Annotated in this window: 25 protein-coding genes; 12 read left to right on the forward strand and 13 right to left on the reverse strand. The window is 71.4% G+C overall.

Annotated features, from left to right (window positions below; all coding sequences use genetic code 11):
* Positions 1 to 125: 125 nt before the first annotated feature.
* The 6 genes from ACWDAG_RS38805 to ACWDAG_RS38830 all read right to left on the reverse strand — a co-directional run bounded on the left by ACWDAG_RS38805 (position 126) and on the right by ACWDAG_RS38830 (position 5,582).
* Positions 126 to 1,421: a hypothetical protein gene (locus ACWDAG_RS38805; protein ID WP_450700255.1), complete on the reverse strand. Its 1,296-nt coding sequence runs from the start codon at positions 1,419 to 1,421 to the stop codon at positions 126 to 128.
* Entirely contained in the window at positions 1,418 to 2,515 is a 1,098-nt protein-coding gene (locus ACWDAG_RS38810; RefSeq protein ID WP_450700256.1) for a hypothetical protein, read from the reverse strand. Before ACWDAG_RS38810 ends, ACWDAG_RS38805 begins: the two co-directional genes overlap by 4 nt.
* Positions 2,512 to 3,348 carry a hypothetical protein gene (locus tag ACWDAG_RS38815; RefSeq protein ID WP_450700257.1) on the reverse strand — a complete coding sequence of 279 codons (837 nt, stop codon included), beginning with the start codon at positions 3,346 to 3,348 and terminating at the stop codon, positions 2,512 to 2,514. Before ACWDAG_RS38815 ends, ACWDAG_RS38810 begins: the two co-directional genes overlap by 4 nt.
* Before the next feature lie 155 nt (positions 3,349 to 3,503).
* Complete coding sequence (locus ACWDAG_RS38820; RefSeq protein ID WP_450700258.1) at positions 3,504 to 4,184, reverse strand: LPXTG cell wall anchor domain-containing protein; 681 nt, start codon at positions 4,182 to 4,184, stop codon at positions 3,504 to 3,506.
* 196 nt (positions 4,185 to 4,380) lie between these two features.
* Complete coding sequence (locus tag ACWDAG_RS38825; RefSeq protein WP_450700259.1) at positions 4,381 to 4,908, reverse strand: ATP-binding protein; 528 nt, start codon at positions 4,906 to 4,908, stop codon at positions 4,381 to 4,383.
* Between the two features lie 296 nt (positions 4,909 to 5,204).
* Complete coding sequence (locus ACWDAG_RS38830; RefSeq protein WP_030941730.1) at positions 5,205 to 5,582, reverse strand: STAS domain-containing protein; 378 nt, start codon at positions 5,580 to 5,582, stop codon at positions 5,205 to 5,207.
* Positions 5,583 to 5,820: 238 nt separating this feature from the next.
* Here ACWDAG_RS38830 and ACWDAG_RS38835 point away from each other — a divergent pair, with 238 nt between their 5' ends.
* Complete coding sequence (locus ACWDAG_RS38835; protein WP_450700260.1) at positions 5,821 to 6,759, forward strand: RNA polymerase sigma factor SigF; 939 nt, start codon at positions 5,821 to 5,823, stop codon at positions 6,757 to 6,759.
* Between the two features lie 190 nt (positions 6,760 to 6,949).
* Complete coding sequence (locus ACWDAG_RS38840; RefSeq protein ID WP_450700261.1) at positions 6,950 to 8,551, forward strand: ricin-type beta-trefoil lectin domain protein; 1,602 nt, start codon at positions 6,950 to 6,952, stop codon at positions 8,549 to 8,551.
* A gap of 13 nt (positions 8,552 to 8,564) precedes the next feature.
* Here the strand turns inward: ACWDAG_RS38840 and hutI are convergent, their stop codons facing one another.
* From hutI to hutU, 4 genes are all read right to left on the reverse strand, one after another.
* Positions 8,565 to 9,737 carry an imidazolonepropionase gene (hutI, locus tag ACWDAG_RS38845; RefSeq protein WP_450700262.1) on the reverse strand — a complete coding sequence of 391 codons (1,173 nt, stop codon included), beginning with the start codon at positions 9,735 to 9,737 and terminating at the stop codon, positions 8,565 to 8,567.
* Between the two features lie 38 nt (positions 9,738 to 9,775).
* On the reverse strand, positions 9,776 to 11,137 hold the full coding sequence (locus tag ACWDAG_RS38850; RefSeq protein WP_450700263.1) for a formimidoylglutamate deiminase: 1,362 nt from the start codon (positions 11,135 to 11,137) through the stop codon (positions 9,776 to 9,778).
* Entirely contained in the window at positions 11,134 to 12,336 is a 1,203-nt protein-coding gene (locus ACWDAG_RS38855) for an allantoate amidohydrolase (RefSeq protein ID WP_450700291.1), read from the reverse strand. The genes ACWDAG_RS38850 and ACWDAG_RS38855 overlap by 4 nt, the downstream gene beginning before the upstream one ends.
* Positions 12,337 to 12,644: 308 nt before the next feature.
* Entirely contained in the window at positions 12,645 to 14,309 is a 1,665-nt protein-coding gene (hutU, locus tag ACWDAG_RS38860) for a urocanate hydratase (protein WP_450700264.1), read from the reverse strand.
* Positions 14,310 to 14,456: 147 nt separating this feature from the next.
* Between hutU and ACWDAG_RS38865 the strand changes: the two genes are divergently transcribed.
* From ACWDAG_RS38865 to ACWDAG_RS38885, 5 genes are all read left to right on the forward strand, one after another.
* Positions 14,457 to 15,833, forward strand: coding sequence for a diaminopimelate decarboxylase (locus ACWDAG_RS38865; protein ID WP_450700265.1), 1,377 nt, complete (start codon positions 14,457 to 14,459; stop codon positions 15,831 to 15,833).
* 169 nt (positions 15,834 to 16,002) lie between these two features.
* Complete coding sequence (locus ACWDAG_RS38870) at positions 16,003 to 16,410, forward strand: hypothetical protein (protein WP_450700266.1); 408 nt, start codon at positions 16,003 to 16,005, stop codon at positions 16,408 to 16,410.
* Complete coding sequence (locus ACWDAG_RS38875) at positions 16,407 to 17,258, forward strand: transcriptional regulator (protein WP_450700267.1); 852 nt, start codon at positions 16,407 to 16,409, stop codon at positions 17,256 to 17,258. The genes ACWDAG_RS38870 and ACWDAG_RS38875 overlap by 4 nt, the downstream gene beginning before the upstream one ends.
* A gap of 22 nt (positions 17,259 to 17,280) precedes the next feature.
* The gene (locus tag ACWDAG_RS38880; protein WP_450700268.1) at positions 17,281 to 17,799 is read left to right on the forward strand and encodes a roadblock/LC7 domain-containing protein; all 519 of its coding nucleotides are present in this window, start codon (positions 17,281 to 17,283) and stop codon (positions 17,797 to 17,799) included.
* Between the two features lie 21 nt (positions 17,800 to 17,820).
* Positions 17,821 to 18,195: a roadblock/LC7 domain-containing protein gene (locus tag ACWDAG_RS38885; RefSeq protein ID WP_351482697.1), complete on the forward strand. Its 375-nt coding sequence runs from the start codon at positions 17,821 to 17,823 to the stop codon at positions 18,193 to 18,195.
* 11 nt (positions 18,196 to 18,206) lie between these two features.
* Here the strand turns inward: ACWDAG_RS38885 and ACWDAG_RS38890 are convergent, their stop codons facing one another.
* From ACWDAG_RS38890 to ACWDAG_RS38900, 3 genes are all read right to left on the reverse strand, one after another.
* Entirely contained in the window at positions 18,207 to 18,800 is a 594-nt protein-coding gene (locus ACWDAG_RS38890) for a hypothetical protein (RefSeq protein ID WP_450700269.1), read from the reverse strand.
* 83 nt (positions 18,801 to 18,883) lie between these two features.
* Positions 18,884 to 19,744, reverse strand: a complete 861-nt coding sequence (locus ACWDAG_RS38895) for a MurR/RpiR family transcriptional regulator (protein WP_450700270.1) — start codon at positions 19,742 to 19,744, stop codon at positions 18,884 to 18,886.
* A complete protein-coding gene (locus ACWDAG_RS38900; RefSeq protein ID WP_450700271.1) occupies positions 19,741 to 21,258 on the reverse strand; it encodes an aromatic amino acid ammonia-lyase in 1,518 nt (505 codons plus the stop codon). The genes ACWDAG_RS38895 and ACWDAG_RS38900 overlap by 4 nt, the downstream gene beginning before the upstream one ends.
* A 142-nt stretch (positions 21,259 to 21,400) precedes the next feature.
* Here ACWDAG_RS38900 and ACWDAG_RS38905 point away from each other — a divergent pair, with 142 nt between their 5' ends.
* The 5 genes from ACWDAG_RS38905 (at position 21,401) to ACWDAG_RS38925 (ending at position 25,532) form a co-directional block, all read left to right on the forward strand.
* Positions 21,401 to 22,444: an ABC transporter ATP-binding protein gene (locus ACWDAG_RS38905; RefSeq protein WP_450700272.1), complete on the forward strand. Its 1,044-nt coding sequence runs from the start codon at positions 21,401 to 21,403 to the stop codon at positions 22,442 to 22,444.
* Complete coding sequence (locus tag ACWDAG_RS38910) at positions 22,441 to 23,082, forward strand: ABC transporter permease (RefSeq protein ID WP_450700273.1); 642 nt, start codon at positions 22,441 to 22,443, stop codon at positions 23,080 to 23,082. Before ACWDAG_RS38905 ends, ACWDAG_RS38910 begins: the two co-directional genes overlap by 4 nt.
* Position 23,083: 1 nt before the next feature.
* Entirely contained in the window at positions 23,084 to 23,746 is a 663-nt protein-coding gene (locus tag ACWDAG_RS38915) for an ABC transporter permease (RefSeq protein WP_450700274.1), read from the forward strand.
* A 12-nt stretch (positions 23,747 to 23,758) separates the two neighbouring features.
* Positions 23,759 to 24,688, forward strand: coding sequence for an ABC transporter substrate-binding protein (locus ACWDAG_RS38920; protein WP_450700275.1), 930 nt, complete (start codon positions 23,759 to 23,761; stop codon positions 24,686 to 24,688).
* A 163-nt stretch (positions 24,689 to 24,851) separates the two neighbouring features.
* A complete protein-coding gene (locus ACWDAG_RS38925; protein ID WP_450700276.1) occupies positions 24,852 to 25,532 on the forward strand; it encodes a carbonic anhydrase in 681 nt (226 codons plus the stop codon).
* Positions 25,533 to 25,540: the final 8 nt, after the last annotated feature.

The raw sequence follows: 25,540 nt of genomic DNA on the forward strand, positions 1-25,540 counted from the left end.
GGATTTATGTGGCCTGAAACCGCCCAGGAATGGCCGGTTCCGAGATGGAAACCTAGCCTCCGGAATGATGCTCATGCCAGCCCAGGCCGGCGTTCTGAGCAACATTTGAGGTCCGTTCCCCGAGGTCAGCGCATCCGCCGCCGCGGCATGAACGTGAACACCGCGCCGCCCAGGAGGATCGCCGTACCGGCCACCAGGCCGAGGGCCTTCAGGGCTCCGTGGTCGCTCGAACCCGTCTGCGCCAGGCCTCCGCTCGACGACGAGGACGACGACGTGCCGCCGGACGTCGACGACGAACCGCCCGACGCCCCGCTCGCCTGCTGTGTCGTGTCCAGGGTCAGGGAGACCTCGGTCCTGTCGGGCTTGCAGGTGGTCGTCGTGCCCAGGGCGTTGATCGTGAGGACGCCCGGGGAGAGGGTCGACTTGCCGTCCGCGCCCGGCTTGTAGGTGCCGGTGAGGTCGGGGATCTCGATCGGTTCGCCGGACTTGATGTCCTTGGAGTTGGTGGGCCCCTCCACATGCACCGTGCCCTTGTCGGCGCCGCCCAGGACGACCTCCATCGACGGCTTGACCGAGCCCTTCGGGATGTCGGCCGGACTGTCCATCACCGACTTCTTGAACTGCACGGTGAGGTCGAAACTGCCGCCGTTCTTCCTGGCGTCGATCTGGATGGGCGAGGTCGCCTTCTTCTCGCCGATGGGCGACTGACAGGTGTACGGGATGTCGACTTCCTTGCCGGTGAAGTCGGTCTGGTCGCTGCCGGTGCCGTCACTGGCGGAAGCGGAAGCCGACGCGGACGGTGAGGACGACCGGGAGGCCGAGTCCGTCGGGTCCGGCGTCGTGCTCGACGAGCTTCCGCCGCCCGGCGACACCTCGATCGTCGCCGCCTTCTGCACCGTCTCCTTCGGCGTGCACATGGTGTCCGTCGACATGGCGTTGACGGTGTAGGCGTCCGGCGTCAGTGTCACCTGGCCCGGTGCCGTCAGCTTCAGGGTGCCCTTCATGTCGGACAGCACCATGGCGCCGCCCTTGGGGATGGCCGGGTTCGTCCGTGTGCCCTGCATCGCGATGTCGGCGGCCTGCGCGCCCGCCGCCTTCAACACCCCGGACGGCTGGACCGAGTTGGCGGGCAGGTCGATGATGTCCGGGTTCTTGGAAGCGGCCTGGACGAACTTCCATACGACGTTCACCGTGTCGCCCACCTTCGCCGTGGCCGGCGCGGTGATCTCGACCTTCGTGGTGCCGTCGACGGGGGTGATGCCCGCGGGCGGCACGCAGTGCGTCGCGAACGACACCTCCGCGGCCTGCGCGGGTGCGGCGGCCAGGCCCAGCAGGATGCCTGCCGAGCCCAGTACCAGCGCGGCGCCCGCCGCACCCGCCCTCCCGCTGCCGACCGGTGTGACTCTCCTGCGCTTTCTCACGGGGGTCCCTTCCTGGTGGGAGTCGTAGGAGTCGTAGGAGTCGTAGGACTCGTCGGGCTGTCGTCGTGGTGCGGTGCGGAGAGCCGACCGGCCGTGCCCGGATCGGAGTCCGGGGTGAACCACGGCAGGGTCGCGTTCGAGGGCGGCTCGTGAGCCGCCTTGGTGGTGAACTTCGGTATGCGCAGGGCCAGTTCGGGCAGGCGGAGTCCCCGGTGCCGAAGGCCGCCGGCCCTGCGCGGCCGTACCCGGTCCACGATCGCCATCCCGGCACGGAACACCGCGGCCGGCACGACCAGGCAGACCAGGATCCAGAACAGGGTCACGCCCCAGGGGCGGCCCACGCCCCAGGGCTGCTCGGCGAGGACCTTGCCGCTGTACTTGAGGGAGACGGTGTAGTCGCCGTGCGCGCCCGCGGTGAGTTCGACGGGGAGCCTGAGCTGTGCCTTCTTGCCGGGCGCGATGGTGCCGCGCCACTCCTGGTCCTCCCACTTCGGGGCGAACACGCCGTGGGAGGTGCCGAGTTGGAAGACCGGGTTCTTGATCGCGGTGGTGCCGGCGTTGCCGACGGTGAGGACGAGGGTGCGTGACGGCGGCGCGCCGAACCAGGTGAGCAGGCCGCTCGACCCGTCGAGCCGGGTGTCGGTGAGGACCGACAGACGCCCGCCGGACGGCTCGGCGGGCAGCGGTTCGACGGCGTGCCCGGCCACCTGGAAGGCCGCGTCCGCCTGCGCCTTCGCGCCCTCGACCGTTGCCGCGTGCACCACGCACGGGCACGGCACCGGCGGCTCGGCGACCGGCAGCTTCTTGCTGAAGGAGCCCTTGGCGTCGGTGGTGACGGCCCTCCCGTCCGAGTTGGCGCAGGAGTTGGTGCCGCCGATCACGCCCCGCGACGGCGTCGCCTGCCCGCAGATCAGCATCATCAGCAGCGCGTGCGAACGCCATCCGCTACCGCTGACGGTGATCGAACCTCCGGTACCGGCCTGGGACTTGGACAGCGTGACGGTCGGCCCGTCCGCCGCAGCCGTGCCCGCCAGGGGCAGCAGGAGCAGCGCGAGCACCGCCGACAACGCCGTGATCCGCAGCTTGCCGTTCACGTCACCGCTCCCGTCAACTCGGCTTCCGTACGCGGGGGTTCGAGCAGCTCGCCGTCGGCGGTACGGCGCCTGCGATGCCGTAGGCCTCGTACGAGAAGCAGCGCACCCCCTGCCGCCACCGCACCCGCGATCCCCGTCACCGCTCCCCACGGCACGAACCGCGCCGACGCACCGGCCGAGTCGTGCGCGCCGCCGGCCGCCGTCACGGTCAGCCGGACGTCGACCGAGTCCAGGGCGGGGCGGTCGGGCCAGGGTTCGGTGAGTCGGAGGCGCTGGCCCGGCCGGAGGTGGACGGGCAGGGTGCGCGGGGCTCGGTCGAGGACCGGTCCGAGGACACCGTCGGCGTGCACGGAGACGCTCGGCACGAGGACCGTGGTGCCGCGGTCGACCACGTCGTAAGTGATGCGGTCGCCACGCACCACCACGTGCTCGACGGTCAGCGCCGACAGCGCCGGTCCCCCCACCCGCAGCCGGACCGGGACCGCGGCCCTGTGGCCGTCCTGGTCCCGGGCGGCGATCTCGCCACTGCGGTCACCGCGCGCACTCACCGTGAAGGGCACATCGGCACGAGTACGGGCGGGCACCCGCACCCGGTCGGCGGCGAAGGTGACGTGAACGCCGCTACCGCTCAGCCGCACCGTGACCGCCCGCCCACTCCGGTTGACCACCGACACCGTGTCCTGCAGAACCGCCCCGGGCGCGCCCTCGCCGTAGAACGCCGGGCGCCCACCACCGGAGGGCGCCAGCGACCAGCCGTCGGCGGCCGAGGCAGACGGGGCGGCGGTCATCACGAGCAGCAGGGACACGAGCAGGACACGGGCAGCAGATGGCATCCGGCGGCTCCAGCGGTCGTAAGTCGGAGCGGTTGGGCAGCGCCCCGTAAGGGGCGCGGGGCTGTGTCGATTTGCGGCTCCGCCGTGTGGGCGCGACCGGCCACGACGACGCCGCAGACGACCGACGACGTATCGCGGCACAACCTGCGGGGCGCCTAGCGGCGAACCGCCTGGTTCCGCCGAGTCAGCCACAGGGCGCCCGCCGCGCCCGCAAGCAGCACCGTCCCGCCGAGCGTCCCAAGCGCGATCGCGGAGTCGTCGGGCCCGGTCTGCGGAAGGGACCCCCCAGAGTCCGTACCACCCTGGCTGCCACCGGCGGAGCCACCCGCGGCTGTCACGTCGAGGGTGAGCGCCGGTCCCGGGCTGTTGGAGGGCGTGCACGTGGTCGTCGTACCGAGCGCCTTGATGGTGAGGAGGCCCGGGGTGAAGGTGACCATGCCGGTCTTCTTCGGCGTGTAGGTGCCCGTCAAGTCATTGATCTTGATGGGGGTGTTGGCGGGGATCGCCGCCTGGTTGGCGGGTCCGGACACGGACACCGTGCCGCTGTCGGCGCCGCCCAGCTTGATGGTGGCGCTCGGGTTCATCGCACCCTTGCCCAGTTCGACCGGGCTGGAGGAGACGCCTTTCTGCCACGACATGGTGAGCTTGTAGCCGCTGCCGCTCTTCACGCTCTTGATGTCGATGGGCGAGACGGCGCTCTTGTTGCCGATCGGCGTCTTGCACTGGTAGTTGACGTCGACGACCTTGGCCTCGGCTGCGGGGGCGGCGAGCAGCACCGCCGAGCCGGCCAGGGCCGCGGCGGACGCGAGCGCGGCGGTTCGATTCCGGTACGACACGGTTCCGCTCCCTCTTCGAGATCCTCGGGTTCCCCTGTACTTCCTGACGGCACATCAGATCGGGCCGTCAAGGTACGCCCGGGGTCTTGAGGAGGGAAGAGACGATGCACGCCGGAGTTGTGGGGATCCGGCGCGCGCGGGAGGGGGTTCCGGTGGAGAGGGTGACCGTGGGTAACACCGAGCCGGCGCGGGCGTACTACGCCGGGGCGCCCAGCTCCGCCCACACGGTCTTGCCGGTCACTCCCGGTGTCCGTACGACTCCCCAGTCCAGGCAGAGCCGCTGCACGATGAACATGCCGTGCCCGCCGGGGCGGCCCGCGCGGTGCGGGGTGCGGGGGGCCGGCTGGCCCGAGCCCTTGTCCGAGACCTCGATGCGGATGACCTTGTTGTCGCAGGCGATCCACAGCTGGTCCGGGCCCTCGGCGTGCAGACAGGCGTTGGTGACCAGTTCGGAGACGACGAGCAGCACGTCCTCGGCGGCGGCCCGCTGGTCGGCGGTGGCGGCGGGCAGCCAGCCCCACGCGTACAGCGCCTGGCGGGCAAAGTCGCGGGCGAGCGGCACGACGCCGCTCTCGCCGTCGAAGTTCAGTCTGCGGACCTGGCCGCCGCCCGCGGACGACGCGGGCGCAGCCGACGACGGGGCCTCGTCGCCCTCGGGCTCCCCGGAAGCGCCGCTCGGCTCCGGGCCGCGGTCGCCCGGCGAGTAAGGCCGGGTGGTGCTCATCAGCGCTTCACCTCACCGATTCACCGATTCACCAGTTCACGATTCAAAAGTCACTACGTACCTCGACGGTGGAGCCGTCGCTGTGCCGTCGACATGTTGCCGTCCACATGTTGTCGTCCACTTGTTGCTGCCGACACGTTCAGGATGTCCCTGCCGACAGGATGTCTCCTGCCCGACCGAACCGGCAGAACACCCCCTATTCGGCCCGGAGGGCGGGGCGCCCGGAAAGTGCCGGTCACACAGGGGCGAGCGGGACAGGACACCGGGTCGGGCACGGCGGCCGGGCCCAGCGGGCCTCAGCCGGCTTCATCGGCCAGAGCCGCCTCGAGCGTGTCATGGACGGTGAAGACCGCTTCCGCCCCGGTGATCTCGAAGACGCGCGCCACCACGGGCTGCATCCCCGCGAGATGCACCCCGCCCCCGGCGGCCTCCGCCTTGAGGCGCGCGCCGAGCAGCACATTGAGTCCGGTGGAGTCGCAGAACTCCAGCCGTGAGCAGTCCACCACCAGCCGGCTGAATCCCTTGGCGAGGCATTCCTCGAGTGGCTCACGCAACAGATCGGCGGTGTGGTGATCCAACTCACCCACCGGGGTCACTACGGCGCTGGAGCCCTCTTCCCTGACCTCCACCAGTAGCCGGCCAGACTGTGCGCTGCCGACCGTCCCGCGGTCCATGCCGTCTTTCTCCCGACGTCGTGGCTGCTGACTCACGCCCTCGAACACTACGCCTTCCTCACACTCTCCGACACCCGAACAACCGCACGTAAACGGACATATCCCCACAGAACGCACTTGCGGCGGGCGTGGGAAAGCGGGTAGGGCTAGTAGGGATACGTAACCGACACGGCCCGGCTTTGGAGGCGCCGCACACCGCAGTGCACGCACCGGCTTCGGCAGCCATATGCCGAGAACGATGGAGGACATCATGTCACCCCGGCTCGACGCATCGCATACCCAGGAGGCGACGTCGGCATCCCCTCCGGAACATCTGGATCCCATCGAGAGCATCGAGAGAAACGACCCAGACACGCTTGCCGGGCTCACCGGGCTGGCAGGCCTTCCGGAGATCCCCCCGTACGACGAAGTGGGACCGGTAGACGCACGAGCGCTCTCCAAGACCCTCTTCGAGCGCCTTGAGTCCCTCGAGGAAGGCACGCACGAATACTCGTACGTCCGTAACACCCTCGTCGAGCTCAACCTCGCGCTGGTCAAGTTCGCCGCCTCCCGGTTCCGCTCCCGGAGCGAGCCGATGGAGGACATCATCCAGGTCGGCACGATCGGCCTGATCAAGGCGATCGACCGGTTCGAACTGGCACGGGGCGTCGAGTTCCCCACGTTCGCCATGCCGACCATCGTCGGCGAGATCAAGCGCTTCTTCCGCGACACCTCGTGGTCCGTGCGCGTACCGCGCAGACTGCAGGAGCTCCGGCTCGACCTGGCCAAGGCCGGCGACGAGCTGGCCCAGAAGCTCGACCGGGCGCCGACGGTGGCGGAGCTCGCGGAGCGCCTGGAGCTGACCAAGGACGAGGTCGTCGAGGGCATGGCGGCGTCGAACGCGTACACCGCCTCCTCACTGGACGCCCAGCCCGAGGAGGACGACGCCGAGGGCGCGCTCGCGGACCGGATCGGATACGAGGACCACGGACTCGAAGGCATCGAGTACGTCGAGTCGTTGAAACCGCTGATCGCCGAACTCCCGCCCCGGGACCGGCAGATCCTCTCCCTGCGTTTCGTCGCGGGCCTGACCCAGTCCGAGATAGGCGAAGAGCTCGGCATCTCGCAGATGCATGTGTCGCGGCTGCTGTCGCGGACGCTGGTGCGGTTGCGCAAGGGGCTGACAGTCGAGGAGTGACACCTCTTCACTGAGCGTTTCTGAGCGCGGTGCGCCCGGCTGACGGCCGGGGGCACCGCGCTCTGGCTTTCCCTGGGTTACCCACAGAAACTCTTTCCCCAGAGGTTTACATCCATCACTATGGGCCCCCATACCCGCCGGTACGCCAGAGCTCCGGGCGGGCGGCAAGGGTGCAAGGAGGCGGGTGGCGATGGCTCGGGCCGACGGGACCGACAGCGGCGTCGAGACCGGAGGCGGCCGGGGGTCTGGGGGTGTGCCCCAGACAGAGGTGCATGCGGGCACGTCCGACGGGCGGCTGACCGACCTGCTGCGCACCAGCACCCCCACCCTGTATCCGGCCCTGCAGGAGCTCCGCGCCCGCCATCAGCCGTCGGTCCTCGCCTACGCCCGGCTGTGCACGGCGAGCGAGGCCGCCGCACGGGACCTGGCCGCGCAGGCGTTCACCCTGGCGGCCCGGCAGACGGCACGCGGCACCGAACCCCTGGTCCCCCTCCGCCTTCAACTCCTGCTGCTGACCGGGCAACTGGCCGCCTCCTGGGCGACCGCCGGGCGAGCCGGCGGTCTCGACCCGGGTCTGCTGCTCGTCCTGACCACGGCGGGCTCCGAGGCCCCCGTACCGCCCATGCTCACCGCCTTCCGGTCCCTTCCGTCCCGCGCCCAGGGCCTCGTCTGGTACGGCGTCGTCGAGCAGGAGACGGAGGACAGGACGGCGGCCTTCCTCGGCCTGACCCGCGAGGACGTGGGCCATGAGACCGGCGCCGCCCTCCAGGCCATGGGCCAGGCGTGCCTGCGCTCCCGCCTGGCCGCCTCGGCCGACCCGCGCTGCGGCAACTTCGGCCGGCTCATCGAGGAGTCGGTACGACCCGACAGCCCGCGCACCAGCGCCGACCTGCGGGCTCACATGGTGCACTGCGCCCACTGCACGACGGCCTACGAGGAACTGTCGGCCCTGCGTGACTCGCCACGCACCGCACTGGCCGAGGGCCTGCTGCCCTGGGCGGGCAGGGCCTATGCCACGACGCCCGACGCACCGCGCCCCGACGCACCGCGCCCCGAGGCCCGTGCGGACTTCTCACCCTGGCCCCCGTCCCGGCGCCTCCTGCTGACCTCGATCGCCGTCGGCGTGGCCCTGGCTCCCCTGATCGTCTTCCTTCTCTCCCAGGCCGCTTCGCCGTCCTCGCCGCCCCAGGAGGCGGGCGCGGTGGGTACGCCGACGATCCCGGCGCAGGTCACGGTGACGGCGACGGTCTCCGCCGTCCCCTCGCCGTCGCCGTCACCCTCGGCGAAGAGCAAGTCTCCGTCACCGACGCGGAGTTCCTCCCCCTCCAAGCGGCCCTCGAAGGCGCCTTCGAAGTCGCCGAAGCCCTCCCCCTCCCCCACCCACGCCCCGAACGGCACCTTCGCGCAGATCGTGAACATCGCCACCGGCCGGTGCCTGGACGTCCGCGACGGCGACTTCGAGAAGGGCACGGACGTCATCACGGCCCCCTGCTCCTCGTCCCGCACCCAGCGCTGGCGCGTCGACTCCGCGCGCGGGGTGGTGCAGTCGTCCGCCGACCCGGACTTCTGCCTGGACAGCAGGGGTGACGTGGACAGGGGCGTGGGCATCTGGGAGTGCGACTCGGTGGACAGCAACAACGGCGAGAACCTGCGGTTCACGGTGGACGCCGACGGTGTGATCCGGCCCGCGATCGCCATCGAGACGGCCCTGACTCCGTACGGGGGCGACGGACTGTCGCTGCGACCGCTGGACGGCGGTGCCGAGCAGCAGTGGCGGGCGGGGGCCTCCTGATCAGGAGGCCCGGTCAGACTTCCTGGACGCCCCGGCGCCACACCCCGGTGACCAGCGGCACACCCGGCCGGTAGGCGAGGTGGACGTGACTCGGGGCGTCGAGGGCGATCAGGTCCGCGTACGCGCCGGGGGTCAGGCGGCCGATGTCGTCCCGCCGCAGAGCCGCCGCGCCGCCCGCCGTGGCCGACCAGACCGCCTCGTCCGGGGTCATCCCCATGTCCCGTACCGCGAGGGCGATGCAGAAGGGGACGGAGGAGGTGAAGGACGAGCCCGGGTTGCAGTCGGTGGAGAGGGCGACGGTGGCGCCCGCGTCGAGGAGACGGCGGGCGTTCGGCCACTCGGCGCGGGTGGAGAACTCGGCTCCGGGCAGGAGGGTGGCGACCGTACGGCTGCCCGCGAGCGCGTCGACGTCCGCGTCCGTGAGATGGGTGCAGTGGTCGGCGCTGGCCGCGTCCAGTTCCACGGCCAGTTGGACGCCGGGGCCGTAGGAGAGCTGGTTGGCGTGGACGCGCGGGTGCAGGCCCCTGGCCTTGCCCGCGGTGAGGATCGCGCGGGCCTGGTCGCCGTCGAAGGCGCCCTTCTCGCAGAAGACGTCGATCCAACGGGCGTACGGCGCACAGGCGTCGAGCATCTCGCCGGTGACCAGGGCGACATAGCCGGCGGGGTCGTCGGCGTAGTCGGGGGACACGATGTGGGCGCCGAGGTAGGTGACCTCGTCGGTGTGGGCGGCGGCGATGCGCAGGGCGCGGGACTCGTCCTCGGTGGTCAGGCCGTAGCCGGACTTCGTCTCGAAGGTCGTGGTGCCCTGGCGGAGGGCCTCGGCGAGGTAGCGGGTGAGGTTGGCCTCCAGCTCCTCGTCGCTCGCGGCGCGGGTGGCGGCGACGGTGGTGCGGATGCCGCCCGCGCTGTAGGACCGCCCGGACATCCGGGCGTTGAACTCCTGGGTCCGGTCGCCCGCGAAGACCAGGTGGGAGTGCGAGTCGACGAAGCCGGGGAGGACCGCGCGGCCGCCGGCGTCGACCCGGTTGTCAGTGGCGGGTGCTTTGCTTGATTCACCGGTCCACGCGATGCGGTCGCCGTCGATGACGAGCGCCGCGTCCTGGATCAGTCCGAGGGGGGAGCCGTCACCGAGGGAGGGGTCGTTGGTGACCAGCGTGGCGATGTTGGTGATGACGGTGCTGCTCATCGTCGTGTCCTCGTGGGTGGCCGGACGGGGGATTTTGGTCAGCCGCGCAGGGCTTCGACGGCTTGTGCGAGGGCCTGCGGCACTTCCGGTACGAGCGCGTGCGCGCCGTCGCGTACGACGTGCCGGCCGCCCACGATCGTGTGCCGTACATCCGCTGCGGTCGCCGCGAATACGGCGGTCTCGGCGCCGAGCCTGGGCAGCGGTCCCGCTGTTCTGACCGAGTCGAGCGCGATCGTCGTGAGGTCGGCGAGGGCGCCCTGCTCGATCGTGCCCGCCTCGTCCCAGCCGAGCGCGGCGTGACCGTCGGCCGAGGCCGCGCGCAGCAGCGCCGCGGCGGTCCAGTGGCCGCGGCTGCGGGTGCGCAGGCGCTCGTCGAGCTCCATCGCGCGGGCCTCTTCGAACAGGTCGATGACGGCGTGGCTGTCGGAGCCGAGGGAGAGCGGGGAGCCCTCGTTCTGCAGGGCGACGGCCGGTCCGATGCCGTCCGCGAGGTCCCGCTCGGTCGTCGGGCACATGCAGGTGCCGGTGCCGGAGCCGCCGATGAGAGAGATGTCCTCGGCGGTGAGGTGGGTGTTGTGGACGCCGGTGGTGCGCGGGCCGAGCACCCCGTGCAGGGCGAGGAGCTGGGTCGGGGTGCACCCGTGGACCTCCAGGCACGCCTCGTTCTCGGCGGTCTGCTCCGACAGGTGCACATGGAGCGGGGCCCGCCGCTCCTCGGCCCACCGCGCCACGGTCGCCAACTGGTCGGCGGGCACGGCCCGTACGGAGTGGATCGCCGCACCGATCCGCGCGTGATCCCGTTCCTTGAGAACTGAACAGCGTTCGGCCCAGGCCTCCGCGCTGCCGTCGGAGAAGCGCAGCTGATGGGTGTTGGGCGGCTCACCACCGGGCCGGATCGAGAGGCCGGAGGAGAGGTAGACGGTGTCGAGGAGGGTGATGCGGATTCCGGCGTCGGCGGCGGCCGCGATGAGGGCCTCGCCCATGGCGTTGGGGTCGGCGTAGGGGGTGCCGCCGCGTGCGTGGTGGACGTAGTGGAACTCGCCTACGGAGGTGACGCCCGCCAGCGCCATCTCGGCGTACACGGCACGGGCGAGCGCGTGGTACGTGTCCGGGGTCAGCTTGTCGGCGAACGAGTACATGACCTCGCGCCAGGTCCAGAAGGTGCCGGAGCCGACCTGGACGGTGGAACGCAGGGCACGGTGGAAGGCGTGCGAGTGGGCGTTCGCCAGCCCCGGCAGCGTCAGTCCGCGCAGGATCTCGGCGCCGGGGGGCGGGGTGGGCACGTCCGTGCGGACGGCGGTGATGCGGCCGTCCGCCACCTCGACGGCGACTCCCGGCTCGACGTGGGTGTCGAGCCAGGCGTGCTCCAGCCAGTACGTCCGCGTGTCGGAGTGCGTCACCTGCAGGCCAGCCCTTCCAGTACGTCGGCGAGTGCGAGGACCCCGGCCACGCAGTCGTCCTCGGCGGCGAACTCGGCCGGGGAGTGCGAGACACCCGTGGGGTTGCGCACGAACAGCATGGCGGTCGGGATGCTCCCGGAGAGGATTCCGGCGTCGTGTCCGGCCCCGGTACCCAGGACCGGGACCGTGATGTCGGTGTCCTTGCCGAGGATGCGGGCCAGTTCGTCACGCAGGGCGTGGTCGAACTCGACGACGGGCGTGAAGGACTCACGGACGACGTCGAGGTCGACACCGTGTGCGGCGGCGTACTCGCGGGCGGCGTTCTCGATCCCGCCGACCACGGCATCGAGGCGCTCCTGGTCCTCGGCGCGGGAGTCGAGCCAGCCGCGCACCAGCGAGGGGATGGCGTTGACGCCGTTCGGCTCGACGGCGATCTTGCCGAAGGTGGCGACGGCACCGGCGAGTTCGGCCTCCCGGCGGGCGGCGAGCACGGTCTCGGCGTACGACAGCATGGGGTCGTGCCGGTCGACGAGACGGGTCGTGCCGGCGTGGTTGGCCTCGCCCCGGAAGTCGAAGCGCCAGCGCCCGTGCGGCCAGATGGCACTGGCGATGCCGACGCGGTCGCCGGACAGGTCCAGCGCCCTGCCCTGCTCGACGTGCAGCTCGACGAAGGCGCCGATGCGGGCCAGCCGCTCCGGGTCGGCGCCGATGGCGTCGGGGTCGTACCCGGCGGCCTCCATGGCCTTGGGCAGGCTGACGCCGTCCCCGTCGGTCAGCTTGTGGGCGTTCTCGACGGTGAGCTGCCCGGCGGTGAGCCGCGACCCGACACAGGCCAGCCCGAACCGGGCGCCCTCCTCGTCACCGAAGTTGACGATGGCGAGCGGCTTGCTGAACTCCACTCCCCTCCCGCGGAGTTCATCGAGCGCGGCGAAGGAGGACACGACGCCCAGGGGCCCGTCGAAGGCACCCCCGTCGGGCACGGAGTCGAGATGCGACCCCGTGACGACTGCGTCCCCGGCGCCCGGATCCCCGACCCAGGCCCACTGATTCCCGTTCCGGTCGACCTCGTAGGCCATCCCGCGTGCCTCGGCCTGCTCCTTGAACCAGGCCCGGCATTCGGTGTCGGCGCCCGTCCAGGCGAAACGGCGGTAGCCACGGGAGTCGGGGTGCTGCCCGATGGGCAGCAGTTCGCGCCACATGGAGTGGAACGAGTTACCTCCGGAGGACTGCAAGGCGCCCGCCTGTCCAGGCTGCCGCGCGTCAGTCCGTCCAGGCTCTGGAGCGCCCGCCCATCCAGGATGTGGAGCGTCAGCCCGTCCAGGCTGTGAGCCGTCAGGTCGTCCAGGCTGTGAGCCGTCAGCCGGTCCAGCCTGTGAGCCGTCAGCCCGGACGGGCTGTGGGCAGTCGTTCCGCAGGGCGGAACGGGTGGGCACAGCCGAACCCGCAGGCGGCGACGAGAGCTCAGCCCCCACCGGACGGTTGCCGCGCCGCTCATCTCCCGGAAGGGTCACGCGTCGTCACCCTCGCGCATGGGAACCCGCACACCCCGCTCGTCGGCGACCGACTCGGCGATGTCGTACCCGGCGTCGACATGCCGGATGACACCCATCCCGGGGTCGTTCGTCAGTACCCGGCGGATCTTCTCGCCGGCAAGCTTGGTGCCGTCGGCGACGGAGACCTGCCCCGCATGGATGGACCGCCCCATGCCGACACCACCACCGTGGTGGATGGAGACCCACGACGCCCCGGACGCCACGTTGACCATGGCGTTCAGCAGCGGCCAGTCGGCAATCGCGTCGGACCCGTCGAGCATGGCCTCGGTCTCGCGGTACGGGGACGCCACGGAACCGCAGTCCAGATGATCCCGCCCGATGGCCAGCGGAGCCGCCAGCTCACCGCTCGCGACCATGTCGTTGAACCGCTCACCGGCCTTGTCCCGCTCGCCGTAGCCGAGCCAGCAGATACGCGCGGGCAGCCCCTGGAAGTGAACCCGCTCCCCGGCCATCTTGATCCAGCGCGCGAGGGACTCGTTCTCCGGGAAGAGGTCCAGGATCGCCTTGTCGGTCTTCGCGATGTCGGACGCCTCACCCGACAGGGCAGCCCACCGGAAGGGCCCCTTGCCCTCGCAGAACAGCGGCCGGATGTACGCCGGCACAAAGCCGGGGAACGCGAACGCCCGCTCGTAACCGGCGAGTTGGGCCTCGCCACGGATCGAGTTGCCGTAGTCGAAGACCTCCGCACCGGCGTCCATGAAGCCGACCATCGCCTCGACGTGCCTGGCCATCGACTCCCGTGCCCGCACCGTGAACCCGGCCGGGTCCTTCGCCGCCGCGTCCGCCATGTCGTCGAAGTCGACGCCCAGCGGCAGGTACGACAGCGGGTCGTGGGCGGATGTCTGGTCGGTGACGATGTCGATGGGGGCGCCCTCGGCGAGCATGCGGGGCAGCAGTTCGGCGGCGTTGCCCAGCAGGCCGATGGAGAGCGGGCGGCGGGCGTCGCGGGCCTCGACCGCGAGCTGGAGAGCGTGCTCCAGGCTGTCGGCCTTCACGTCCAGGTACCGGTGCTCGATGCGGCGCTCGATGGCACGCGGGTCGCAGTCGATGCAGATGGCGACGCCGTCGTTCATGGTCACGGCGAGGGGCTGGGCGCCACCCATGCCGCCGAGGCCGGCGGTGAGGGTGATCGTCCCGGCGAGAGTGCCGTTGAACTTCTTCGCGGCGACGGCGGCGAAGGTCTCGTAGGTGCCCTGGAGGATGCCCTGGGTGCCGATGTAGATCCAGGAACCGGCGGTCATCTGCCCGTACATGGTCAGGCCGAGGGCCTCCAGGCGGCGGAACTCCTCCCAGTTGGCCCAGTCGCCGACAAGGTTGGAGTTGGCGATCAGGACGCGCGGGGCCCACTCGTGGGTCTGCATGACGCCGACGGGGCGGCCGGACTGGACCAGCATGGTCTCGTCCTGCTTCAGCCCCTTCAGGGTCCGCACCATGGCGTCGAAGGAGCGCCAGTCGCGGGCGGCCTTGCCGGTGCCGCCGTAGACGACGAGCTTGTCGGGGTGCTCGGCGACCTCCGGGTCGAGGTTGTTCTGCAGCATCCGCAGGGCGGCTTCCTGCTGCCATCCCAGGGCGCTCAGTTCCGTACCGCGCGGCGCTCGTACGGGGCGGGGTCCTGACATGGTCTGCCTCCTAGCGGATTGTTGCTGCCGTTATTCACATCCTGACGTCCTGAATAGAACTAGTCAATACATCTGTGGGCCAGCGTGGGCCCGCCGCAGATGTTTGGCTGGAAGCACAGGAGCGGACGGCGATGAACGGGGGACGTCATGAACGGCAGGTACAGGGACGGGGACGGAGCCGAGAGGGCCGCCCGACGTGACGAAGCGGTGCGGGCCGCCGTGGAGCAGGGGCTGCTGGGGCCCGGCACCCCCATCGTGGGGCTGCTCGACGTCACCGGCATCCGGGAGGCGGCCGCCGAGCTGCGGGTGGCGTTCGACGCGGTCACGGCGCCCGGCACGCCCGTGCTGCACGCCTTCGCGGTGAAGGCGACCCCGCTGGTGCCGGTGCTGCGGCTGCTGCACGCGGAGGGGATCGGCGCGGAGGTGGCGAGCCCGGGTGAGCTGGCGCTGGCGCGGGCGGCGGGCGTGCCGCCGAACCGCACGGTCCTGGACTCGCCCGCGAAGACCCCGGCCGAGCTGCGGGAGGCACTGGCGCTGGGCATCGCCGTGAACGCGGACAACCCGCAGGAGCTGGACCGCATCGACGCCCTGATGCGGTCGGCGACCAGCCGCTCCCCGCTGGGGCTTCGGGTGAATCCGCAGGTCGGCGGGGGTTCGATCGAGGCGACGTCGACCGCGACGGCGACCTCGAAGTTCGGGGTGGCGCTGCGGGACGAGGGGGCGCGCGAATGGGTCGTACGGGCGTATGCGGACCGTCCGTGGCTGAGGCGGCTGCATGCGCACACCGGTTCCCAGGGCATTCCGCTCTCGCTGATGGTGCAGGGCGTGGCCGAGACGTATGCGCTCGCCGAGGAGATCAACCGGCGGCTCGGGCGCCCGCAGATCGACACGCTCGACATCGGCGGCGGGCTGCCGGTGAACTTCGGCTCGGACGACACGACACCGACGTATGCGCAGTACGCACGACTGCTGAGCGAGGCGGTGCCGGGGCTGTTCGACGGGCGGTACGGGCTGGTCACCGAGTTCGGGCGGTCGCTGCTGGCCAAGCACGGCACGGTGGTGGCCCGGGTGGAGTACGCCAAGAGCGCGGGCGGGCGTCCGGTCGCGGTCACGCACGCGGGTGTGCAGGTGGCGACGCGGACGGTGTACGTGCCGGGCGCCTGGCCGCTCAGGATCGCCGCCTACGACGGCAAGGGGCGCCCCAAGGAGGGCCCGGCGGTCGTGCAGGACGTGGCGGGGCCGGCCTGCTTCTCGGGCGACCTGCTGGCGGAGGGGCGGGCGCTGCCGCTGCTGGAGCAGGGGGACCATGCGGCGGCGCTGGACACGGGGGCGTACTACTTCGCGCACCACTACGCGTACAACTCCCTTGCGCGGCCCGGGATCTACGGCTTCGCGCCGGACGGGGCCGGCGGCATCTCCTTCGCGACCGTCCGGGAGCCGCAGAGCCTGGAGGAGATCGTGGCCGAGTCGGGAGGGGCGCACACGGACTCGCTCACCACCCTCCGGGCGCCTGACCACCGTTGACGCACGCCCGCGGATCCGATGTTCAACTGCGTAGGAATCTAGGCAAGTTGACCTACCTTAGCCCCCCGCCGCATGTTCCACCGGAAAATGCCAGAACGCTCACCCCTCGCGCACACGTTGCGTAGTTTCGGCGTCACTCAGCCGAACCGCAGGCGGGAGGGGAGCCACGGTGCCCGGAATCGACGAGTGTCTGCTGGAAGCGATGCGACTGCCCGGTGCCCGGGGGGCAGCGCTGATCGACTGGATGAGCGGGCTGGCCCTGGCCACCGTAGGGGAGTCCCCCGGCGGCGACCAGGAGACGGCTGCGGTGGAGGCCGCCGAGATCGCCCGGCTGGCCGCCGAGCAGCGCGCGTTCGCGCCGGACGACGACCCCGCCGACGGGGCGGCCGCCGACGCGGATCCACCGGTCGAGGACCTGATCGTCAGCAACCGGGACAGCTACCACGTGCTGCGGTTCGTGGGGGCCTCCTTCGACGGCAGCGTCTTCCTGCACCTGTGGCTGGCCCGCGCGGAGGGCAACCTGGCGCTGGCGCGTATCCGGCTGGGCGAGATGGCCGAACGGCTGGTGCTGGCATGACCGCCGTACAGACGGCCGAACCCCCGCGTCTGCCGGTGCGCGACAAGACCGCGGCCGGCGAGCGGGGGTGGGGCGGTGTCTCGCCGATGCTGACCCGGCTCGCCGCCGAGCGGGCCACCGGCGTCCTGGTCCGCGAGCGCGGCACGCTCCACCTGGCCCAGGGCCTGGTCGTCCACGCCGAGAGCCCCTCCGCACCCGGCCTGGACACCCTCCTCACGGCCCACGGCACGCTCACCCCCGAGGCCTGGCAGCGGGCGCTCACGGCGGCGGACGACGATCACGGCGTCGGCAGACACCTCGTCGACGCCGGTCATCTCGCCTCCGGCGCACTGGAGTTGTGCCATCTGACCGCCCTGTACGACGCCGCGTACTTCGCCCTCGCCCCCAGCAGCACGCCCGGCCGCTTCCGCTACGGCGGCGCACACCCGCTCGGCCCGATCCACCCGGTCCCGGTGGCCGCCCTGGAGCGCGAGACGCTGCGCCGCCGTGACCTCGTGCACCGCATCTGGCCGGATCCGAGGACGGACGAGGCCCCCCTGATCCGCGCGGACCCCGTGGCCGCCCCTGCCCTCACCCGCCGCCAGCAGACGGTGCTGGACCGGGTGAACGGGGTGCGCACGGCACCGGACATAGCCCGCGAACTGGGCCGCCCTGCCTTCCACACGCTGGTGGACGTGCGACGGCTCATCGCGGCAGGGGTCGTGTCACCACTGCCCGGTCCGCCGCGGCCGAAGCCACCGCAGCCGCCCGCCCGCGGCGAGCCGCCGCCGACCGGCCCCGAACAGCTGCCGCCCGATCCCCACACCACCTTGCTGAAGAGGCTCAGGGATGCGTTGGAGGCCCTTTGACTGGTTCGAGAGGAGACACCGGATGGCTGCCGACCCCCACATTCTCGACGAGCTGCGCCGTCTGAGAGCCCGCGTCCCCCAGCTCACCGGCGCCCTGGCGACCGGCCTCGACGGGCGTGTCCTCGCCCATGACACCCCGGGCGTCGAGCCGAACGGCATGGCCGCGCTCGTCGAGACCGCGCACGGGGCAGCGGTGAAGCTGGCGGACGCGACAGGACAGGGAGAGTTCCGCGAACTGCTCGTCCGCGGTGGGTACGGCTATGTGGCGACGTACGCGGCGGGCGGCACGGCCGTGCTGACGCTGCTCGCCCAGGACCGCGTGAACGTCGGCCGGCTCCTTCTGGAGGGCCGTCGGGCGGCCGCCCGCATCGGCGAGCTCGGCGACAGCCGTACGACACCCGCCAACCAGACCGGACCGGCCAAAGAGGCCAAGGCGGCCAAACAGCCGGAGACCAAACCGGCCGCCGCCAGGACCAGAACCCCGCGCGCACCACGCACCACGACCACCAACACCAACGCGCGCACCACCACGGAAAGTTGAGAGGAACCGAGGAGCACAGTCATGGCCAACACCGAAACCGCACTGAAAGAGGCGCTCGCCTCCATCGAGGGCGCCACGGGCGTCGCGCTCGTCGACTACACCAGCGGCATGGCGCTGGGCACGATGGGCGGCAGCAAGGGCTTCGACCTGAATGTCGCCGCCGCCGGCAACACCGATGTGGTCCGCGCCAAGATGCGCACCATGGAGCACCTCGGGCTGAAGGGCCAGATCGAGGACATCCTGATCTCGCTGAGCGACCAGTACCACCTGATCCGCCTGATCAGCGGCCGCGGCGGCAACGGTCTCTTCCTGTACCTGGTGCTCGACGCCAAGAGGTCCAACCTGGCGATGGCCCGCCACCAGCTGAAGAAGATCGAGGAGGATCTCGAAGTCTGAGTGTCCGTCCGCTAGACGAGCGCCGCGGTGCGGCGCCGGGCCCCGCCCGGAGCCGCGTCGCCCGCCGCGATGCCCGTGCTGCGGTACGCCTTGACGGCCTTGCCGGCCGGGCGGCCGCCGCTCGCGGCGAGCCAGTCGACCCGTACCCACAGCAGGGCGTCGTCGGCCCGTTCGCGCCGTCCGAGCCAGGCGGCCTTCAGCCGCAGCCCGGTGCCGCAGCCGGCGAGCAGCATGCCTCCGGCGGCGGGCACCACGAACGCACTGCCCATGGCCGCCACGAAGGCGAGCAGCACCCACCAGCGGTGTCCGCGACGCCAGTTGCGCACGCTCACCGCGCGGTCCTGGAGCACGTCGTGCCTGCCGGCGCGGGCGGCCGCCCGGGCGAGTGCGGCGTACCGCCTGCGGCGGGCGTACGCGACGACGGCCGCCGCGACGACGAACAACGCCGCTCCGGCCATGACCCCGATCCGCCGGCCCGTGACCCCCGGCACCAGCACCCCGACACCCGCCGCGAACACCCCGGCCCACCACAGGGGTGCGGCTCCGGCCCGTACGACGACGGCCACCCGAGCCAGACCCTGAGCTCTGCCTTCTCCGCGTGCCACGTCCGTCTCCCGTCTCATGTCTGTGCGGCATCCGTGAGACGCACGTTAACGAGGCAAGGTGAGACGAATCTGAAAACGCGCGCCTACTCCACGAACAGCCCCCGCGCCGCCGCCCGTGCGTCGAACTCCTCCAGGCGGGCCTGCGCGTCCGGCAGGTCGTCGCACATCGCCTCCAGCAGGACGCGACCCAGCAGCATCGGCGCGCAGGCGGTGTCGAAGGCGAGTCCCGTGCCGACGGCGGCGGGCAGGAGCAGGTCGGAGACCTTGGCGACCGGCGCGAAGGCCGAGTCGGCGACCGTGACGACCGTCAGGCCGGCCTCCTTCGCGAAGGCCAGCGTGTCCACGACCTCGCGCGGATGCCGGGGCAGCGCGAAGCACAGCAGCGCCGTGGCACCGGCGCGTACGGCGGCCTCGATGCGGTCGTGGATCATCGTGCCGCCCTCGTTGAGCAGCCGTACGTCCGGGTGGACCTTGGCGGCGAAGTAGCCGAAGCCATAGGCCTGGGAGGCGGCGGCGCGCAGCCCCAGGACGGGCAGTGGGCGGGAGGCCGCCAGCAGGCGGCCCGCCTTCTGCACGGGCCGGGGGTCGGCGAGCAGTTCGGCGAGGTGCCGGAGATTCTCGATCTCGGCCTCCACCGCCTGCTGGTACTCGTTGTGCGAGCCGGCGTCCGCGGCCTGTTCGGCGGGGGCCACCTCGCGCAGGTGCTTGCGCAGCGCCGGGTAGCCGTCGAAGCCGAGGGCGACGGCGAAGCGGGTCACGGACGGCTGGCTGACCCCGGCCAGTTCGGCCAGCTCCACGCTGGACAGGAACGGCACGTCCGCGGCCCGCCGCACCATGCTGTGCGCGATGCGCCGCTGGGTCGGCGTCAGCCGGTGCCCCTCGAAGAGCGCCTGCAGCCGCCCCGCCGGACTGTCCACCACGCTCAAGTCCCTCTCCGTGCTCATGCCCCGCTCCCCCTCCAGATGTCCGTGAACCGCTCCAGCAGTGCGGCCGCCGCCGTCACGTCGTCGGTGAGCGGCCGGTCGGCCTGGTCGGAGGCCAGGGCCGACTCGGCGAGCTCCAGCGCCCGGCCCACCGGGAGGTCCGGTTCGGGCCGCAGATCGCGCTGGCGCAACGCCCGTACGGCGGCCACGAGTTCGCAGCCCACGACCAGACGGTACGCGCGGCAGGCGCGCAGCGTCTGACGTGCGGCGAGCGAGGCGAAGCTGGCCTGTTCCTCGACGCCCCGGGAGAGTACAGCGTGCCCGAGCGAGGCGGGGGCGGAGAAGGCCCGCAGGTCGCCGAGGGCGGCCCCGGCGGCGTACTCCAGGATCATCACGCCGGAGGAGGCGGGCTCGTCGTCGGCGAGGAACGGGCGCAGTCGGGTGAAGGCGGGCTCGTTCAGCGTCGACAGCCGTGAGGTCGACAGCCGGGCCACCTGGGTCAGCGCCAGCCTGAAGTGGTCCAGGGCGAGGGCGAGTTGGGCCTGGTAGAAGCCGCCGTGGTGGTAGGCGGCCATGTCCTCGGGCGTGATGAGCGGGTTCTCGGCGGCCGCGTTGATCTCGATCGCGACGATCTCCTCCAGGGCGTCCGCCGCGTCCAGCGCGGGGCCGTGGATCTGGGGCAGACAGCGGAAGCCGTACGGGTCCTGGATCCGGCCGAGGGGAGGCGTGGGCCGGTCCGCCGCGCCGATCAGCTCCCGCATCCGGCGGGCGACCTCGCTGGAGCCCCGGTGCGGGCGGGCGGCATGCACGGGGGCGGCGTACGCCTCGTGCGAGCCGTCGACGGCCAGCAGGGAGAGGGCGGCGACGACCTGGGTTGCCTGTACGAGCCCGCGCAGTTCGTGCAGGGCGAGGGCGGACTGGCCGAGGGTGAGGGCGTTGCTGCTGATGAAGGCCAACGCGTCGTTGTTGTCGAGCTGCTGGGGCTTGGGGGCGCCCGGCCCCCGCCAGGGGTGCTCACCGGCGAGCGCGAGCCCCGCCTGCGCGAGGGCCGCGATGTCCCCCGTACCCACCGAGCCGAACTCGTTGACGACCGGATGCGCCCCGCTCTCCAGCGCCTCGCACAGCGCGGTGACGACGGTGGGCCTCAGGCCCGCGCCGCCCGCGAGGATCTGGTTGGCGCGCACGGCGAGCATCGCCCGCACCTCCCGCGCGGGCAGCTCCTCGCCGATCGCACCGGCATGGCTGCGCAGCAGCCTCAGACCGTGCTCGGCGGCCGCCTCGGTGGGCACGTCCTCGTTCCGGTTGGCGCCCACGCCGGTGGAGCGGCCGTAGACGCGCCCGGTCGCGGCGATCTGCCGGGCGGCGTCCCAGGACTCCGTCACCCGCCTCATCGCGTCGGTCCCGGGGACCGCCCGCGCACTCCCGTCGGCGAGGCGCACCACGTCATCGACGCCGAAACCGATGCCGTCGAGGACGACGAGACCGGTGCCTCCCGAGAACGCACTTCGCGGCGCGTCCACGATCCGAGACGACATAAGGCTTCAAACTCCCCTCAATCCGGACATCCGATCTTGCACTGCGAGCATCCGTTACCTCGGATTAACGCCAAGGCGTTGACAAGCTATTCAGCTACCAAGAACTCTGCATGACGTTATACAGCCGGGCAAGGGACAACTCATGATCCAGTTCGATGCGGTCCACAAGCGCTTCCCCAACGGCACGACAGCAGTCCACGATCTCTCTCTGGAAATGCCGGAAGGCGGCGTGACCGTCCTCGTCGGATCTTCCGGTTGCGGCAAGACGACCACCCTGCGGATGATCAACCGGATGGTGGAGCCGACGTCCGGCACCATCCAGGTCGGCGGCAAGGACGTGACCCGCCAGGACGCCGCGGAGCTGCGCCGTTCCATCGGTTACGTCATCCAGCAGGCGGGCCTCTTCCCGCACCGCACGGTGCTCGACAACATCGCCACCGTGCCGCTGCTGCTGGGCCACGGCCGCCGCAGGGCACGGGCCCGCGCGGCCGAGCTGCTGGAGACCGTCGGCCTCACCGCCGACGCCGGCAAGCGCTACCCCCACCAGCTCTCCGGAGGCCAGCAGCAGCGCGTCGGCGTGGCCCGCGCGCTCGCCGCCGACCCACCGGTGCTCCTCATGGACGAGCCCTTCGGCGCGGTCGACCCGGTGGTGCGCACCCAGCTCCAGGACGAACTGCTCCGGCTCCAGAAGGAGTTGAGCAAGACCATCGTCTTCGTCACCCACGACATCGACGAGGCCGTACGGCTCGGCGACCAGATCGCGATCTTCCGCACCGGGGGCCACCTGGTGCAGTGCGCCGCGCCCGCCGAGCTGCTCGCCCGCCCCGCCGACGACTTCGTGGCCGACTTCCTCGGCGCCGAGCGCGGCCTGAAGCTGCTCTCGCTGAAGACCCTCGCCGGCGTCCCGCAGGGCCCGGCCCCCGAGGGCGGCGCCTGGACCCTCGTACTCGACGAGGCCCGCAAGCCCGTCCACTGGGCGCCGAAAGACACGAAGGACGCCGAGATCCCCGTACGACCGCTGCGGGACGACGACTCCCTCCTCTCGGCGCTCAACGAGTCGGTCGCCTCCCCCACCGGCCTGATCGCCCGCGTCGACGCGGCAGGCCGCCTCACCGGCGTCACCTCCCGCGACGACATCCACGAGCACGCGGGCCAGGCGCACAGCGAAGCGCGGGTGGCCGCATGACCATCGACTGGTCGTGGATAGGCGACCACACCGACGACCTCACCAGCCTCACGATCTCCCACCTCCAGGCCGCGATGACCGCCGTCTTCTTCGGCGTCCTGATCTCGCTGCCGCTCGCGGTCGTCGCGCACCGGATCCGCCCCCTGCGCGGCTTCCTGCTCGGCTTCTCGAACGTCCTGTTCACGATCCCGTCGATCGCGATCTTCGTGCTCCTGCTGCCGATCAGCGGACTGACCCGCACCACCACGGTCATCGGCCTGACGGTCTACACCCTGGTCGTGCTGCTGCGGAACACGGTCGAGGGCCTCGACTCGGTCCCCTCGAAGACCAAGGAGGCGGCCAAGGCGATGGGCACGCGCCCGCTGCGCACGCTCCTCACCGTCGAGTTCCCGCTCGCGCTCCCCGTGATCATGGCGGGCGTCCGGATCGCGACGGTCATGTCGATCTCCCTGGTCTCGGTCGCCACCTACATCGGCGACGGCGGCCTCGGCCAGCTCTTCACCGACGGCTTCCAGCGCAACTTCCCGACCCCGGTGATCGTGGGCGTGGTCCTCACGATCCTCCTCGCCGTGGTCGCGGACGCCCTGCTGGTCGCCCTCCAGTACGCCCTCACCCCGTGGAAGAGGCGGCGAGCCTGAGATGTACGAACTCCTCAAGAACCTCGGCAGCTGGCTGACCAGCGGCTCGCAGTGGACCGGCCCGGACGGCATCGCCCACCGCCTCGCCGAGCACCTCCAGTACTCGCTCCTCGCGACCCTCATCGCCGCCGCGATCGGCCTGCCCCTCGGCCTGCTCATCGGCCACACCGGCAAGGGCGCCTTCCTCGCCATCAACCTGTCGTCCTTCGGCCGCGCCCTGCCGACGGTCGGCCTGGTCGTGCTGGTCTTCCTGGCCGGCGGTCTGTCGATGCTGCCGGTGTACGTCGCCCTCGTCGCCCTCGCGGTCCCGGCGATCGTCACCAACACCTACGCCGGCATGACGGCCGTCGACCCGGACGTCCGCGACGCCGCCCGCGGCCAGGGCATGCGCGGCCACCAGGTCCTGTTCCAGGTCGAGTTGCCCCTCGCGCTCCCCCTGATCATGACGGGCCTGCGCCTGGCGCTGATCCAGGTCGTCGCGACGGCCACGATCGCCGCGTACGTCTCCTTCGGCGGCCTCGGACGCTACGTCTTCGACGGCCTCGCCCAGCGCGACCTCGTACAGGTGCTGGGCGGCGCGGTGCTGGTCGCCGTCGTCGCCGTGACCCTCGATCTGCTCCTGTCCGCCCTCCAGCGCTTCCTCTTCCGCCACCGCACCGCCTAGGGAACACAGACCATGAACCGACGCACCCTCATCGGCGGCCTGTTCGCGGCCGCCTCCGTCCCCGCCCTCTCCGCCTGCGCGAGCGGCATCACCTCCCTCGACGGCCAGGGCTCCGCCTCCGGTGGCGGCGGCTCCAGCAAGGGCGGAGTCACCATCGGCACCGCCAACTTCACCGAGAACCAGGTGCTCGGCTACCTCTACGCGGCCGTACTCCAGCAGGCCGGTGTGAAGGTGAAGGTCCGCCCGAACCTCGGCACCCGGGAGATCGTGATCCCCGCCCTGCGGAGCGGCGACATCGACCTCCTGCCCGAGTACCAGGGCGCCCTCCTCAACTACCTCGCGCCGAAGGACAATTCGGCGGAGCCCGGCACCATGCAGAACGCGCTCACACTGGCGATGCCCAGCGGACTCCAGGTCCTGCCGTACGGCCAGGCCGCCGACTCCGACTGCTTCGTGGTCACCCGGCAGACGGCCCGGAAGTACGGTCTGACCTCCCTGGCCGACCTGGCGAAGCAGAACGGCAAGCTGGTCATCGGCGCCGCGCCCGAGGTGAAGAAGCGCCGGGTGGGTGCGATCGGCCTGAAGGACGTCTACGGCGTGGAGTTCAAGGAGTTCAAGTCGCTGGACTCGGACGGCCCGCTCGTCAAGGGCGCCCTGAAGAAGGGCGACGTGGACGTGGCGAACCTCTTCACCACCGACACCGACATCGCCGCGGGCGACTGGGTGGTGCTGACCGACCCGAAGAACCTGATCCCCAGCCAGCACATCGTCCCGCTCATCGCCGACCGCAAGGCCGACGACAAGGTCCGCAAGGCCCTCGCCCGGCTCGGCAACGTCCTGACCACGGCCCAGCTCACCCAGCTCAACAGCCAGGTCGACAACGACAAGAAGGACCCGGAGGACGTGGCCAACGCGTACGCGAAGCAGCACGGGCTCGCCTGATCAACAGATCGACAGATCAACGGATCAAGAGATCAAGAAGGGGTATCCGGGCGGCGATGATCTGACGACGAATCAACCAAATGTCCTTAAACGGGCACTCAGGGTGACTGATCGCATGCATACGGTGAATGTGCGCTATCAGCACGACACCTGAGGATGCGTCATGGCCTCGAACCGCAGGGCCTTTCTCACCGCCACCGCCGTCGGCGCGCTGGCCGCCGCCCCCGCGTCGGCGGCCCCCGCCGACGCCCTTGAAACCGCCGCCCGACCCCGTCCTACGACCGCCCGCGCCGCCCTGGCCGAACTGCTCGCCGGCAACCGGCGCTACGCCACCGGCGGCTCCCACCACCCCGACCAGGGGCTGCTGCGACGACACGCGCTGGCGACCGGGCAGCACCCGTTCGCGGTGGTCGTCGGCTGCATCGACTCCCGGGTACCGCCGGAACTCGTCTTCGACCAGGGCCTCGGGGACCTGATCTGCATAAGGACGGCCGGCCAGGTGCTGGACGAGGCGGTGCTCGCCTCCATCCAGTACGGCGTCCAGGAACTGCACATCCCGCTGGTACTGGTGCTCGGGCACGAGCGCTGCGGGGCGGTCGCGGCGACCCTGGACCATCTGCGAACCGGCGCCCCGGTCCCCGGCCATCTGGAGCTGCTGGTGGACGAGATCGCCCCGGCCGCCCTCCGCACCCGGCGCCAGTCCGGCGACTGGGCCGAACTCACCATGCGGGCCAACACGGTCTGGGTACGGGATGCGATCCGCGCGGACTCCGCGTTCGCGGCGGCCACGGTGACGGCGGCCAGGTTCGACCTGGACACCGGGCTCGTGTCCCTCCTGCCCTGAACCACTTC

The sequence above is a fragment of the Streptomyces sp. NPDC001157 genome (assembly GCF_053598255.1).

Coding starts and splice junctions, on each gene's coding strand:
- ACWDAG_RS38815 (WP_450700257.1), bottom strand. CDS start 3,348: ATGCCATCTGCTGCCCGTGTCCTGCTCGTGTCCCTGCTGCTCGTGATG.
- ACWDAG_RS38825 (WP_450700259.1), bottom strand. CDS start 4,908: ATGAGCACCACCCGGCCTTACTCGCCGGGCGACCGCGGCCCGGAGCCG.
- ACWDAG_RS38830 (WP_030941730.1), bottom strand. CDS start 5,582: ATGGACCGCGGGACGGTCGGCAGCGCACAGTCTGGCCGGCTACTGGTG.
- ACWDAG_RS38835 (WP_450700260.1), top strand. CDS start 5,821: ATGGAGGACATCATGTCACCCCGGCTCGACGCATCGCATACCCAGGAG.
- ACWDAG_RS38840 (WP_450700261.1), top strand. CDS start 6,950: ATGGCTCGGGCCGACGGGACCGACAGCGGCGTCGAGACCGGAGGCGGC.
- hutI (WP_450700262.1), bottom strand. CDS start 9,737: ATGAGCAGCACCGTCATCACCAACATCGCCACGCTGGTCACCAACGAC.
- ACWDAG_RS38855 (WP_450700291.1), bottom strand. CDS start 12,336: ATGTGGCGCGAACTGCTGCCCATCGGGCAGCACCCCGACTCCCGTGGC.
- hutU (WP_450700264.1), bottom strand. CDS start 14,309: ATGTCAGGACCCCGCCCCGTACGAGCGCCGCGCGGTACGGAACTGAGC.
- ACWDAG_RS38865 (WP_450700265.1), top strand. CDS start 14,457: ATGAACGGCAGGTACAGGGACGGGGACGGAGCCGAGAGGGCCGCCCGA.
- ACWDAG_RS38875 (WP_450700267.1), top strand. CDS start 16,407: ATGACCGCCGTACAGACGGCCGAACCCCCGCGTCTGCCGGTGCGCGAC.
- ACWDAG_RS38880 (WP_450700268.1), top strand. CDS start 17,281: ATGGCTGCCGACCCCCACATTCTCGACGAGCTGCGCCGTCTGAGAGCC.
- ACWDAG_RS38885 (WP_351482697.1), top strand. CDS start 17,821: ATGGCCAACACCGAAACCGCACTGAAAGAGGCGCTCGCCTCCATCGAG.
- ACWDAG_RS38895 (WP_450700270.1), bottom strand. CDS start 19,744: ATGAGCACGGAGAGGGACTTGAGCGTGGTGGACAGTCCGGCGGGGCGG.
- ACWDAG_RS38900 (WP_450700271.1), bottom strand. CDS start 21,258: ATGTCGTCTCGGATCGTGGACGCGCCGCGAAGTGCGTTCTCGGGAGGC.
- ACWDAG_RS38905 (WP_450700272.1), top strand. CDS start 21,401: ATGATCCAGTTCGATGCGGTCCACAAGCGCTTCCCCAACGGCACGACA.
- ACWDAG_RS38910 (WP_450700273.1), top strand. CDS start 22,441: ATGACCATCGACTGGTCGTGGATAGGCGACCACACCGACGACCTCACC.
- ACWDAG_RS38915 (WP_450700274.1), top strand. CDS start 23,084: ATGTACGAACTCCTCAAGAACCTCGGCAGCTGGCTGACCAGCGGCTCG.
- ACWDAG_RS38920 (WP_450700275.1), top strand. CDS start 23,759: ATGAACCGACGCACCCTCATCGGCGGCCTGTTCGCGGCCGCCTCCGTC.
- ACWDAG_RS38925 (WP_450700276.1), top strand. CDS start 24,852: ATGGCCTCGAACCGCAGGGCCTTTCTCACCGCCACCGCCGTCGGCGCG.